The sequence below is a fragment of the Marinobacterium arenosum genome, from assembly GCF_019795155.1.
Classification (GTDB): domain Bacteria; phylum Pseudomonadota; class Gammaproteobacteria; order Pseudomonadales; family Balneatricaceae; genus Marinobacterium_C; species Marinobacterium_C arenosum.
This window is the reverse complement of record NZ_JAILYN010000017.1, coordinates 1-13,125: the sequence shown is the minus strand read 5'-3', so window position 1 is coordinate 13,125 and position 13,125 is coordinate 1. Positions and strand designations below refer to the sequence as shown.

The 13,125-nt window shown below is 62.6% G+C and carries 13 protein-coding genes; 10 read left to right on the top strand and 3 right to left on the bottom strand.

The annotated features are described in order from the left end of the window. Window positions 1-31 precede the first annotated feature (31 nt). The 6 genes from moaB to K6T12_RS09500 all read left to right on the top strand — a co-directional run bounded on the left by moaB (window position 32) and on the right by K6T12_RS09500 (window position 4,445). A complete protein-coding gene (gene moaB / locus K6T12_RS09525) occupies window positions 32-568 on the top strand; it encodes a molybdenum cofactor biosynthesis protein B (protein WP_222221834.1) in 537 nt (178 codons plus the stop codon). Window position 569: 1 nt separating this feature from the next. Next, window positions 570-1,787 carry a molybdopterin molybdotransferase MoeA gene (locus K6T12_RS09520; RefSeq protein WP_222221832.1) on the top strand — a complete coding sequence of 406 codons (1,218 nt, stop codon included), beginning with the start codon at window positions 570-572 and terminating at the stop codon, window positions 1,785-1,787. A gap of 72 nt (window positions 1,788-1,859) precedes the next feature. Further along, window positions 1,860-2,972 carry a 1-acyl-sn-glycerol-3-phosphate acyltransferase gene (locus K6T12_RS09515; RefSeq protein ID WP_222221830.1) on the top strand — a complete coding sequence of 371 codons (1,113 nt, stop codon included), beginning with the start codon at window positions 1,860-1,862 and terminating at the stop codon, window positions 2,970-2,972. After that, on the top strand, window positions 2,969-3,451 hold the full coding sequence (moaC, locus tag K6T12_RS09510; RefSeq protein ID WP_222221828.1) for a cyclic pyranopterin monophosphate synthase MoaC: 483 nt from the start codon (window positions 2,969-2,971) through the stop codon (window positions 3,449-3,451). Before K6T12_RS09515 ends, moaC begins: the two co-directional genes overlap by 4 nt. Beyond that, window positions 3,451-3,705: a molybdopterin converting factor subunit 1 gene (gene moaD, locus K6T12_RS09505; RefSeq protein ID WP_222221826.1), complete on the top strand. Its 255-nt coding sequence runs from the start codon at window positions 3,451-3,453 to the stop codon at window positions 3,703-3,705. Before moaC ends, moaD begins: the two co-directional genes overlap by 1 nt. A gap of 2 nt (window positions 3,706-3,707) precedes the next feature. Next, window positions 3,708-4,445 (top strand): lysophospholipid acyltransferase family protein, encoded by a 738-nt coding sequence (locus K6T12_RS09500; protein ID WP_222221824.1) that lies wholly within the window; start codon window positions 3,708-3,710, stop codon window positions 4,443-4,445. 97 nt (window positions 4,446-4,542) lie between these two features. Here the strand turns inward: K6T12_RS09500 and K6T12_RS09495 are convergent, their stop codons facing one another. Continuing rightward, a complete protein-coding gene (locus K6T12_RS09495; RefSeq protein WP_222221822.1) occupies window positions 4,543-5,889 on the bottom strand; it encodes a nicotinate phosphoribosyltransferase in 1,347 nt (448 codons plus the stop codon). After that, window positions 5,876-6,481: a bifunctional nicotinamidase/pyrazinamidase gene (gene pncA, locus K6T12_RS09490; RefSeq protein WP_222221820.1), complete on the bottom strand. Its 606-nt coding sequence runs from the start codon at window positions 6,479-6,481 to the stop codon at window positions 5,876-5,878. Before pncA ends, K6T12_RS09495 begins: the two co-directional genes overlap by 14 nt. Before the next feature lie 407 nt (window positions 6,482-6,888). Between pncA and K6T12_RS09485 the strand changes: the two genes are divergently transcribed. Beyond that, window positions 6,889-8,442, top strand: coding sequence for a sensor domain-containing diguanylate cyclase (locus K6T12_RS09485; RefSeq protein WP_222221817.1), 1,554 nt, complete (start codon window positions 6,889-6,891; stop codon window positions 8,440-8,442). A gap of 12 nt (window positions 8,443-8,454) precedes the next feature. On the opposite strand, the gene K6T12_RS09480 is transcribed toward K6T12_RS09485, so the two are convergent. Continuing rightward, a complete protein-coding gene (locus K6T12_RS09480; protein ID WP_222221815.1) occupies window positions 8,455-8,808 on the bottom strand; it encodes a hypothetical protein in 354 nt (117 codons plus the stop codon). A gap of 72 nt (window positions 8,809-8,880) precedes the next feature. Between K6T12_RS09480 and hypF the strand changes: the two genes are divergently transcribed. The 3 genes from hypF to K6T12_RS09465 form a co-directional block, all read left to right on the top strand. Further along, on the top strand, window positions 8,881-11,226 hold the full coding sequence (gene hypF, locus K6T12_RS09475; protein ID WP_222221813.1) for a carbamoyltransferase HypF: 2,346 nt from the start codon (window positions 8,881-8,883) through the stop codon (window positions 11,224-11,226). 67 nt (window positions 11,227-11,293) lie between these two features. Further along, window positions 11,294-12,277, top strand: a complete 984-nt coding sequence (locus K6T12_RS09470; RefSeq protein ID WP_222221807.1) for an MBL fold metallo-hydrolase — start codon at window positions 11,294-11,296, stop codon at window positions 12,275-12,277. 479 nt (window positions 12,278-12,756) lie between these two features. Continuing rightward, the coding region (locus K6T12_RS09465; RefSeq protein WP_222221805.1) for a transposase at window positions 12,757-13,125 on the top strand (369 nt) is incomplete at its 3' end.

Sequence of the window (13,125 nt, the reverse complement as noted above, 5' to 3'; positions counted from 1 at the left end):
CCGTAGCCTGTTTCTTATAGAGGAGTCACCCATGGCCCATGCCGCCACCGCTGAACTGGTGCCGCTGAATATCGCGGTACTGACCGTGTCCGATACCCGAACCGAAGCCAACGATACCTCCGGCGATGCGCTGGTCGAGCGGTTGCAGCAGGCCGGTCATCGACTGGCCACCCGGACGATCGTCAAGGACGATGTCTATCAGATGCGGGCGGTGGTCTCCGCCTGGATCGCCGATCCGCAGGTGCAGGTGATCATCAGCACCGGCGGCACCGGCTTCTACCAGCGTGATTCCACGCCGGAAGCGATGGCGCCGCTGTTCGACAAGCAGATCGAGGGTTTCGGCGAGCTGTTCCGGCAGATCTCCTACCGGGAGATCGGCTCCTCGACCATCCAGTCACGGGCGCTCGGCGGCCTGGCCAACGGCACCCTGATCTTCTGCCTGCCGGGTTCGACCGGCGCCTGCCGCACCGGTTGGGACAAGATTCTGGCCGAGCAGCTGGATGCCCGCCATCGGCCCTGCAACTTCGTCGAGATACTGCAACGCCATGCCGGCAACCAGGAGGGCTGAGATGGATCCCTGTAGCCAACCCGGCCTGATGCCGGTTGATCAGGCACTTGAGCGACTGCTGGCGGCCACCCCGGTCAGCGCGACGGTCGAAACGGTACCGCTGTTGCAGGCCGCCGGCCGGGTGTTGGCCGAGGCGCCGCTGGCGGCGGTCGACGTGCCGCCGGCCGATAACAGTGCGATGGATGGTTACGCGGTCCGCTGCGCCGACCTGAGCGACGCGTCCGAGAGCCGTTTGCCGGTCAGCCAGCGGATTGCCGCCGGTTGCGCCCCGCAGCCGCTGCAGCCGGGTACGGCGGCACGGATCTTCACCGGCGCCGAGATTCCGCCCGGCGCCGATGCGGTGGTGATGCAGGAACAGGTGCGCCGCGATGGGAACGCCGTCTGGCTGCCGGCCGGCGTGCGTGCGCAGCAAAATATCCGCCCGCGCGGTCAGGACCTGCGCCAGGGTCGGCCGGTGCTGGCCGCCGGTCGCCGGCTGCAGCCGGCCGATCTCGGTGTGCTGGCCTCGGTCGGCCTGGCCGGGGTGCCGGTCTACCGGCCATTGAAGGTGGCGGTGTTGTCCACCGGCGATGAGCTGGTCGAGCCGGGCCAGCCGCTGGCGGCGGGCCAGATCTACAACTCCAACCGCTACCTGCTGGCCGGACTGCTGGCCGGGCTGGGCATGCAGCTGGTCGATCTGGGCCGGGTCGCCGACACCGCCGACGCCACCGAACAGGCGTTGCGCCAGGCGGCCGAACAGGCCGACCTGATTATCAGTACCGGCGGCGTTTCGGTCGGTGAGGAGGATCACGTCAAGGCGGCGGTAGAGCGGCTGGGCGCACTGGAGTTGTGGCGCATCGCCATCAAGCCGGGCAAGCCGCTGGCCTACGGCCAGGTGTGCGGGGTGCCGTTCTTCGGCCTGCCGGGCAATCCGGCCTCGGCGCTGATCACCTTCTGGCTGTTCACCCGCCCCTGCCTGCTGAAGCAGCAGGGGGCCGCGCCGGAGCCGCCGTTGCGAATGACGGCACAGGCTGGTTTCAGCCGCAGCAAGCCGATCGTCCGCCAGGAGTACCTGCGTGCCCGGCTGGAGGATGGGGTGGTCCAGCCGCACGGCAACCAGAGTTCCGGTATGCTGTCGTCGGCCGCCTGGGCCAATGGCCTGGCGGTGATACCGGCCAACAGCCAGCTGGTCGAGGGTGAGCCGGTTGAGTTCATTCCGTTCTCCGAACTGCTGGTTTGATCCGCGTTCGCTGAAATTAGCCGCGCAACGCTGTAAAATACGCGCTTCCAAAAATAAGTGTTAAGGGCAGCAATGAGCCAGCAGGACCCGTTCCAGGAGATTCGACCTTACCGTGACGACGAAGTGACGGAGGTGCTCAATCGTCTGCTGTACAACGAAGAATTCGTCAGTGCGGTTACCCAGTACCAGTTTCCGAGCGCGGCCGGCTGGCTGGGCTGGCTGCTGCGTCCGCTGGTCCGCATGGCGTTGGCGCGCAAGGTCGGTGACGTCTGCAGTATCCGCGACTTCCAGCAGATGGTGGCCGATTACATGGAGAAGATGATCGCCCGCTCCACCAGCAAACTGAGCTGCTCCGGCATTGACGAGCTGGACCCCGACCAGGCCTACCTGTTCGTTTCCAACCACCGCGATATCGCGATGGACCCGGCGTTCGTCAACTGGACCCGCTACCAGATGGGCATGGACACGGTGCGCATCGCCATCGGTGACAACCTGCTCAGCAAGGACTACGTGTCCGACCTGATGCGGCTCAACAAGAGCTTTATCGTCAAGCGATCGGCCAAGGGGCCGCGCGAGATGATGGCGGCGTTGACCCAGCTGTCACAGTATATCGACCACAGCATTCAGGCGGGCCATTCTGTCTGGATCGCCCAGCGCGAGGGCCGGGCGAAGGATGGTAACGACCAGACCGATCCGGCGATCCTGAAGATGTTCTACATGGCGCACCGTAAGCAGCGCAGCTTCAGCGAAGCGATCGAGCGGCTCAATATCGTGCCGGTGTCGATCTCCTACGAGTACGACCCCTGCGACTACCTGAAGGCCAAGGAGCTGGCGGCGATGGCCAGCGAGGGCCGCTACGAGAAGGCCCAGTACGAGGATATCGACAGCATCGTCAAGGGGATCGTCGGTGACAAGGGCCATGTGCATGTCGCCTACGGTACGCCGATCCGCGGCGAGTTCGAGTCGCCGGAGGCGCTGGCCGAGGAGATCGATCGCCAGATCATCGACAACTACTATCTGCACCCGTCCAACTACCTGGCAGCCGGCGAAAACGGCGAGTTCGATGCCCAGCAGCGGGCCGGCTTCGAGGCGCGGCTGGCGCAGGTGGCCGATGGTGCCCGGGATATCCTGCGTCAGATGTACGCCAACCCGGTGATCAACAAACATAAACAGGAATCCCTATGAGCCGACTGACCCACCTGGACGCCAACGGTCATGCCGCGATGGTCGATGTGTCCGACAAGGCGGTGACCACCCGCCAGGCGACCGCCCGTGCCGAGGTGCGGATGTTGCCGGAAACCCTGCGACTGATCTGCGAAGGCGGCCACAAGAAGGGCGATGTGCTGGCGGTGGCCCGTATCGCCGGCATCCAGGCCGCCAAGCGGACCAGCGACCTGATCCCGCTCTGCCACCCGCTGATGCTCAGCAAGGTCAGTGTCGAGCTGACCCCGGATGAGGCCAACCACCGGGTGGTGATCGAGGCGACCTGCAAGCTGGCCGGTCAAACCGGTGTCGAGATGGAGGCGCTGACGGCGGCTTCGGTGGCAGCGCTGACCATCTACGATATGTGCAAGGCGGTCGATAAGGGGATGGTGATCGGTGAGGTGAAGCTGCTGGAGAAGAAAGGCGGCAAGAGCGGTCACTGGCAAGCGGAGGACAACTGATGCTGACATTGGTCTATTTTGCCCGCATCCGCGAACAGCTGGGGCTGGACAGCGAGCAGTTGCCACTGCCGGCTGGCGTGACCACAGTCGGCCAGCTGATCGAGCACCTGGTGGCTGAGCGCGGCCCGCGCTGGGCCGAGGTGCTGCAGGCACCGAACCTGCTGGTGGCCGTCAACCAGGAGATGGTCGATCCGCAGCAGCCGCTCGGGGAGAGTGACGAGGTTGCCTTCTTCCCACCGGTGACAGGGGGCTGAGCATGGCGGCCAAGGCCAACGCGCTGCACTATGCGCGCGCAACGTTTTATTATATCGGCTTCTACCTGGTTACCATCCTGTACTCGGGGCTCTGCCTGCTGGTGGCACCACTGCTGCCGTTCCGGGCCCGTTTCAGGCTGATCACCAGCATCAACTACTTCTATATTTTCTGGCTGCGGCTCTGCTGCGGCGTCAAGGTGGAGGTGCAGGGGCGCGAGCACTTGCCAGAATCGGGCGCCTACGTGGTGATCGCCAACCATCAGAGCGAATGGGAAACGCTGTTCTTCCAGACCCTGGTGCGGCCGCAGTGCACGGTGTTGAAGCGGGAGCTGTTGAAGATTCCGTTCTTCGGTTGGGCGCTTGGCCTGCTGAAGCCGATCGCGCTGGACCGTAGCAAGCGTCGTGGCGCGCTGAAACAGCTGCTGCAGCAGGGCAAGGAGCGGCTGGCCGATAAAATTCCGGTGCTGATCTTCCCGCAGGGCACCCGGGTGCCGGTCGGCGAGCTGGGTCGCTTCAACAAGGGCGGAGCAATGCTGGCGGTGGCCGGCGATGTACCGGTGGTGCCGATCGTGCATAACGCCGGCGAGTTCTGGCCCGGCAAGAGCTTCGTCAAATATCCCGGCACCGTTACCGTCAAGGTGGGACCGCGGATCGACACCAACGGCCGTACCGTCGACGAAGTGCATGATCAGTCGATCGAGTGGATGTTGGCCGAAATGAAGGCATTCAATCACGCTTGATTTAGCTAATAGCTATTAGCTATTAGCTGATAGCTGTCATCTGTAGAGAACGTTGTTTGGGCTGCTGGATTTCCGAACGTTCCTCGCCCCCTGCCACTTAACCGGCATAGCGCTGGTCCGTCTGCCGGGCCAGCTGCTGTAGCTGCTCCGATATCTCCAATCTGAAACTGGCCGGCTCGCTCAGTTGGCGCAACTCAACGGGCAGGCTGGCCAACTGCTGGCCGACCCGCCGGCGGATGGCGCTGAGCGGTTCCGCCGGCGTCAATCGCCGGCCATCCCGCATCACCGGCTGCAGCAGCGGCTGGCCGCTGTCGTCTGTCTCTTCGGCGCAACAGAGCCGGTCATAATCCAGCTTGCCGTCCGCCCGGTAGTGACGGTACAGCTGCTTGACGCCCGGCCAGGTCGCCTTGCCGCTGGAGCGCTTGCGCCGCGGAATGCCGGCATACTCCTGCAGCTTGTAGGCGCAGTTCAGGAAGGGGGCGTCTTCGGAGGTGGTCAGGCTGGTGCCGATGCCGTAACCGTCGATCGGCGCCCCTTGTTCGCTGAGTTGCTCGATCAGGTACTCGTCGATGCTGCTGCTGGCAAAGATGCCGATCTCCGGGTGACCGGCTTTGTCCAATATCTCGCGTACCCGCATCGCTTCCTGGTCAAGCTCGCCGCTGTCGATCCGCACCGCCTTGACCTTCAGGCCGCGCGGTTGCAGTTCGTCGGCCAGCGCCGCCGCCCGCGCGGCGCCGCGAGCCGTATCGTAGGTGTCGATCAGCAGCACCAGGTTGCCCGGTTGGCTGCTGACGAAGTGGCGGAAGGCGTCCGCTTCCTGTTCATGCGCCTGGATGTAGGAGTGCGCCATGGTGCCCATGATCGGTAGGCCGTACTGCTGGCCGGCCAGTACGTTGGAGCTGCCGTCGAAACCGCCGATGTAGCAGGCGCGGGCCGCCAGCAGGCCGGCTTCGGCGCCGTGGGCTCGGCGCAGGCCGAAATCGACCAGCAGCTTGTCAGGCCCGGCGGCCAGTCGGCAGCGGGCGGCCTTGGTGGCCACCAGGGTGGGTAGCTGCAGCAGGTTGATCAGCCGGGTTTCGATCAGTTGTGCCTCAGGTAGCGGAGCGCAGACCCGCAATAGCGGTTCGTTGCCGAAGAATAGGCTGCCTTCGGCGATGGCGTACACCTCGCCGCTGAAGCGGAAGCGGGCCAGGTAGTCGATCAGGTTGCGCTGGAAGTAACCGCAGCCGGCCAGGTAGTCCAACTCCGCGTCGCTGAAGCGGGCCTGGGCCAGGAAATCGAGCAACTGCTCCAGGCCGGCGCTGACCAGGAAGTTGCGCCGGGCCGGCAGCGAACGGACGAAGAACTCGAACACCGCCGGCCTATCCATCCCCTGGTCGAGATAGCTCTGCAACATGGTCAGCTGATAGAGATCGGTCAGCTGCGGGCTCTCATGGGGTTGCATTGTTCAGGTCCGTCAGCTCGATCGGTCGGGCGCCGGCTGTCTGCATCCGTTCGATCGCCCTGGCGCCATCGTCCGGTTGGACATTCACCGCGCGGATCCCATCGGTTAACAGCAGCACCTCGAAGCCCTCCTTTAGCGCATCCAGCACCGTATTGAGTACGCAGTAGTCGGTGGCCAGACCGCCGATCAGCAGTCGTTTGCAGCCGCGTTGACGCAGCTGGTGGGCCAGGTCGGTCTGCTGGAAGCCCGAGTAGGCGTCCTGTGCCGGGCTATCGGCCTTGGAGATGATCCTGGCAGCCGCCGGCAGTGCCAGCCCCGGTGCCCAACTGGCGCCTTCGCTGTGCTGGATGCAGTGGGGTGGCCAGGGGCCGCCCTGGGCCTGGAACGAACAGTGATTGGCCGGGTGCCAGTCACGGGTGGCGAATATCGGCAGGTCATGGGCCTGAAACCGTTCGATATAGTGGTTCAGCACCGGAATCACCCGGTCGCCCTCCGCTACCGCCAGGCTGCCGCCAGGCAGAAAATCCCGTTGCAGGTCGACCAGTATCAGGGCATCGCCTTCAGTCGGTGTCAGCGCTGTTTGTTCGCGCATTGTTGCCTCCCGGGAAGGGATCTCTGTGGGCATCAATTAAAGCGTAGTTCATCGGTTTGGGAGGCTGTCGATATCACCGGCGAGTCAGCAACGGAAAATGGCAGCGGCTCCTCTGGTTGCCCTGTTCAACGGTCGACATGACTTTTTGAGTGTTTGATTTGACGGGTTGTCGGCAACGCGTGATGATGTCAGCGTTACGCCGAGCGTTGCTTTTTTTAGTATGCCTGGATAGCGTGTCGGTGCTGTTATGAAAGGTGTTTTCCGGGGCGTCACCTAAGGACAGTTTGCTTGCCGTAGGTCACAGTGTCGTGCGAACGCGGGCTTAAGATAAACGGCAAGCTGTTTGGAGCAGCCGATAAATTGGCCATGGACGAAGCGCGCTTTTTCAGCAGGAGACAGCAACAACGATGCAGCTGATTCGCAAGATAATGATCTTGCTCGTCTGCCTGGCACTGGCCTGGTTGGCCGGTAGCGGCTGGGTGTTGATCAGCTATGTCTATCCCGGTTTCGAGCAGCTTGAGCTGAACCATGCGCGGCAGAATGAAGCCCGTGTCGAGGCGGCGTTTAACGTCGAACAGCGGCGGCTGAGGAATTTCATTACCGACTGGGCTGAGTGGGATCATACCTATCGCTATCTGCAAGGTCGCAATGACAGTTTCATCGTCGACAATCTGGGCCTGCAGCCGGCAGAGGCGCTCACCGATATCGATATCGATTTCATGTTCATCTATGACCGCCAGGGACAGCTGGTCTGGGGGCTGACGGTCGAGCCCGAATCTGGCCAGCCGGTCGCCAACGATCCGTTTTTCAGCCAGCCATCCGCCGGCGGCAACCACTGGCAGCAACTCGCACAGCCGGTCTATTCAACCGGCCTGGTGCGCACCGAACGGGGCGCGGCGTTGATCGGTAGCGGACCGGTGGTCGATCACAACAACCCGGTCGATGTGGCCGGCTGGATGGTGATGGGGCTTCATGTCGATCCAGCCTATATCGCCCGGCTGGCCGCGCGGCAACAGGCCGATATCAGCATATTGCCATTGGCGGAGACTGAGGGCGGGAGCTACCAGGATGATACCCGGCGGGTAACTGCCAAGACGCTGACCGGGCTGGATGGTGAGCCGGCACTGCGGGTGCAGATCGTTACACCGCGGGATATCACCGCCAAGGGCAAGGAGGTGATTGGCTTCAGTCTGATCGGTCTGCTGCTGGTAACCGCTGGATTTCTGCTGGTGCTGCTGTTGCTGCTGTTCCGTTATGTGGCGCGCCCACTGCAGGCGCTGGTGGATGATGTGATGCAGCGGGCTGAACCGGATCATCCCGGCCAGGCGGCTGGCTTCCGCTTCAAGGCGGAGTGGAAGCTGTTGCATGACGAGTACCACCGGATGTTGAGCCGATTCCAGCAGGCGTCTGAACGGATCAAGACGTTGGCCTACCGCGATTCGCTGACCGGCTTGCCCAACCGGATGTACTTCGACCAGTTGCTGGAGGAAACCATTGAGCTGGCGCAGCGGCGCCAGCGTGGTTTCGCGGTGTTCTTTATCGATGTCGATCGCCTGAAAGGCGTTAATGACGAGTATGGTCACCGGGTGGGCGATCTCTACCTGAGCAAGGTCGCCTCACGGATGCAACAATGCCTGACTCGAGCCGGGCTGCAGGTTTGTCGACTGGCCGGCGATGAGTTCACGGTCCTGCTACCGGGGGTGGAACGGCAGGACCGGGCGGAGGGGATCGCCGAGCGTCTGCTGGATGTGGTGTCGGAGAGTTTCCAGGTCAATGAAAGCCTGACATTGACGCCGTCGATCAGTGTCGGCATCACGCTGTACAGCCCGGGAGATAGCGCCGAACAGCTGCTGAGTAAAGCCGACCAGGCGATGTATAGAGTCAAGCGTGGCGAACGGGGCGGTTTCGAGTTTTACGGTCCTACCGCCGAGCCGGCAGTGGACGAAACGGCTGAGGCTTGAGATTGGCGTCGTTCAGTTCAGCTCATTTCGGTCCTGTGCCTGCTTTATCGCTTTTTGCAGCTGCTCGATATTCTCAGCAAAACGCACCAGCTCGCGATCGAACGCCTGCAGCCGGTCGCGCAGCGAACCCAGCTTGGCGAGTACCTCCGGCGAGCAATTCGCCAATTCGCCCTGTTGTTCGTAGTCGATCAATGCCACCCGTACCAGATTGTCCGGTGTTTCGATCGCCAGCGGATAATGCAGCAGCGAATGGATAACTTGCCGCAGGGCTTCGATCTCCTGCTGCGAGGGTACCCGCTCCGGGTCTTCCAGCCAACGGCGCACCTGGACTTGCAGGGCGGCCAGTGTCTCTAGAATTATCTGCATCGGCGAATCGCCACTTTTTCCTACTTTCATTGAGTGTAACATGCGCTAAGTAACAGATAGCGGGGCAACGGCTTGGGCGCATATCGGATTCGGGTAAAGGGATTGGTACAGGGGGTCGGCTTCCGGCCGTTTGTCTGGCGGCTGGCGAACGAGGTGGGCCTTCACGGCCGGGTGCGCAACGACAGCGCCGGCGTGCTGATCGAGCTCTGGTGCAACGAGCGCCAGCTGGACCGGTTTACCGAGCGGCTGCAAGCGGATTGCCCGCCGCTGGCGCATATAGAGGCGGTCACCAGCACGCCGTTCGAGGCGCCGGTACCGGCAGATTTTTCCATTGTGGCCAGTGAACAGGGCGAAGTTGCCACCGGTTGTGTGCCCGATGCGGCCAGCTGTCCGGCCTGCCTGGCCGAGCTGTTTGACGCTGGCGACCGCCGCTACCGCTATCCGTTCATCAACTGCACTCATTGCGGGCCGCGGCTGTCGATCATCGAAGCGATCCCCTATGACCGCGTTCATACCAGCATGAAGGCATTCAAGCAGTGCGACCGCTGCCAGGCCGAGTACGACGATCCCGCCGATCGCCGCTTCCATGCCCAGCCCAACGCCTGCCCGCAGTGCGGCCCGCAGTGCTGGTTGGAGGATGGCGCCGGCAATCGGCTTGCGCCGTCTGGTGAGCTGTTTCACTGGCTGGCCGGGCAGCTGCGGGCCGGCAAGGTTTTGGCGCTGAAAGGGCTGGGCGGTTTCCACCTGGCCTGCGATGCGACCAACGATGCCGCCGTTCGAGAGCTACGCCGGCGCAAGCAGCGGCCGGCCAAGCCGTTTGCCCTGATGGTACGCGATCTTGAGGTGCAGGGCCGTTATGCTCGCCGCAGTCCGGCGGCGGACAAGGTGCTTGCCGGTTCGGCGGCGCCGATTGTGCTGCTGGATCGGCAGGACAATGAGCTGACCCTGTCGCCGAATGTAGCGCCGGGGCAGTACCAGCTTGGTCTGATGCTGCCGAATACCCCGTTGCACCACCTGCTGCTGGAATCCTTCGACTCGCCACTGGTGATGACCAGCGGCAACCGCAGTGGCCAGCCGCCGGCGATCAGCAACGACGAAGCCCGCCAGCAGCTGGCCGGTATCGCCGATATCCTGCTGCTGCACGACCGGGCGATCGTCAATCGGGTCGACGATTCGGTGGTGCGCCAGGAGGTGGACAGCCTGCGGTTGTTACGCCGGGCGCGCGGCTATGCACCGCAGCCGTTGCCGCTGCCGGCCGGCTTTGAACAGGCGCCGGAGCTGCTGGCACTGGGCGGCGAACTGAAGAGCACCCTCTGCCTGCTGCAGCGCGGTCAGGCGGTCCTCTCTCAGCACCTGGGTGATCTGGAGGACGCCCGCACCTACGCCGAGTACGAGCATACCATCGGCCTGTACCGGCAGCTGTACCAGCACCGGCCGCAGTGGTTGGTCAGCGATCTGCACCCGGAATACCTGTCCAGCAAATACGCCGCGAACTGCCAGGAGGTGCAGGGGATCGGCAGGCTGCAGGTACAGCACCACCATGCTCATCTGGCTGCTTGCCTGGGTGAACACGGCTATCCGCTGGCGGGGGCGCCGGTGTTGGCGCTCTGCCTGGACGGTACCGGCTACGGCGAGGACGGTAGCCTCTGGGGCGGTGAGCTGCTGCTGGCCGAGTATCGTGATTTCCGGCGTCTGGGCTCGCTGGCGCCGGTGGCCTTACCCGGTGGTGGGCAGGCGATCCGGGAGCCCTGGCGCAACCTGTTCGCTCACTTGCTGCGGTCATTGCCGGAACTCGATGAGCGGCTGCTGCAGCAACTCTGGCCCGGCTTTGCAGGTAAGCCCTTGCCAACCCTGCGGGCGATGCTGGACAAGGGGTTGAATGCGCCCTTGTCCAGCTCGGCGGGGCGGCTGTTTGATGCCGTGGCGGCGGCGCTGGCTTGTAGCTTCGAGCGGATCAGCTACGAGGGACAGGCGGCGATCGAGCTGGAAGCGTTGAGCCGGCGTTGTGGCGATGAGGTGGCGGCTTATCCGTTTGGGCTTGAGCAGGGAGAGGGGCGTTGGCTGCTTGACCCCGCGCCAATGTGGCGGGTGCTGTTCGATGACCAAAAGGCGGGGCGAGCGCCGGCGGAGATCGCGCGGGCGTTCCATCGCGGCTTCAGTGATGCTCTGCTGGCGCTGGTGGACCGCTTGGCTGCCCAGCATCCATTCAGTACCGTGGTGCTGACCGGCGGTGTCTTCCAGAACCAACAGCTGCTGCAGGGGCTGGAGACCGGCTTGCAGGGGATGGGCATGCAAGTGCTTGCTCACGCCAAGGTGCCGGCCAATGATGGCGGGCTGGCCTTTGGCCAGGCACTGGTAGCGGCGGCGTGGTTGCTTGGCGATGCCCCTCCTGCAAGAGAAGCCCTGGCTCTGCCGTAGCAGCTCGCTCGGCGAGCGACTGTTAATAAATTACCGTCAAAAGTTAATTACTGAAAAAGACAACGCCATGTATATCACCTTTCTGGGTACCTCATCGGGAGCGCCGAGCCGCAGCCGTAATGTCAGCGCCACTGCCGTGCAGTCGGAACGTGGTCGCGCCTGGTTGCTGGTGGATTGTGGCGAGGCGACCCAGCACCAGTTGCTGTATACCCCGCTGTCGCCGCAGAAGCTGGCGGGGGTGCTGATTACCCATATTCATGGTGACCACTGTTACGGCCTGCCGGGGTTGCTGGCCTCCTGCCAGCTGAACGGCCGTACTGCGCCGCTGACGCTGGTGGGGCCGGCGGCGGTCTGGGATTACCTGCAGGCAGTGATCCGTTTTACCGCGCTGCGTATCGACTATCCACTGCAGTTTATCGATGTGGCCGGGCTGGACAGCCTTAAGCTGGCCGGCTTCGAAATCAGCGCTCATCCGCTCAGTCACCGGGTGCCGAGCTGGGCTTACCGTTTCCTCGAGGCGGATATCGGCAATCGGCTGCTGGTGGATAAGCTGCAGGCCGAGGGCGTCGAATCCGGCCCGCACTACGGCGAACTCCAGCAAGGCAGGGATGTCCGGCTGGCCGATGGCCGACAGCTGCGTAGTACCGACTTTACCGTACCGGCCCGCATGCCACAGTCGGTGGTGATCGGCGGTGATAATGATCGGCCGGAACTGCTGGCCGAGGCCTGTGCCGCTGCCGAACTGCTGGTGCATGAAGCCACCTACACCGACGAGGTGCTGCAACAGATCGGTGACGGGCCGCAGCACAGCAGTGCCCGACGGGTGGCGGAGTTTGCCGAGCAGGTTGGCCTGGCGCACCTGATCCTGACCCACTTCAGCCCGCGCTATCAATTCGCCTTGGTCAAGGCGAACGACCGCTCGATCGACGAGGTCAGTCTGGAGGCGAGAGCTTGCTACCGGGGTGATCTCTGGTTGGCGAGGGATTTCGACCGTTTTCGGCTGACGCCGGATGGCCAGCTGCTGCGCGAAAACCTGCGTTGGCCGGATTGATCGGTGAGTGGCTGCCGGGCTCTGGCAGGTAACACTTGGCCGGAAGGTAACTTTGGGTAGGTGTTACCTAACTACCCAAATGTGGGGCCCGGAACTGTGCAACTGGGTAACAGTCTGTTGCATTTCGGTGCGCAGTTGCGGTGCTTGTCGGAGGTTGTAACTTTAAAATTCTTTTAAAACAATGGGTTATGATTTCTGGCACGCGGTCTGCTTTATATAAAGCGAACAACAACAAAAGACAGCTCTGTCGACTCGGCCAGTAATAAAAATAACAACAGGCTGTGGATCAAAGAGCTTACCAGTGCCTCGAATAAAAATAACAATGAGGTTTAAGAAGCTGGTCGTATAGTGATACTGACAATCCCGAATGTACGTCTGGAACAATAAAAATAAGCCGGAATAACGTACTGTCAGGCGCCGGTAGTGTTCAGAGTTCTGTGTCGTTTCCTACACTTGACTGAAAAAGGGAGCGACACATCATGGCTGATAAGTACGAAATCGATATCCAGGCGTTTGCCAAAGCACTTCAGGCCGGTCAGAGTCTCAATGGCAAGGATGGCTTGCTCACACCGCTGATCAAACAGATCACCGAAGCGGCACTGGGCGCGGAGCTGGACGAGCATCTGACCAATGACGCCTCGACCAACCGCAAGAACGGCACCTCCAAAAAGACCGTCAAAACGGCGTCCGGCGAATTTGAGCTGGAGACACCGAGAGACCGCAACGGCTCGTTCGAACCCCAGACGGTCAAGAAGTATCAGACCCGGTTGACTGATGAGATGGAGGGCAAGATCCTCTCCCTGTTCGCGCTCGGCAACAGCTATCAGAGCATTCGTGAGCACATCATG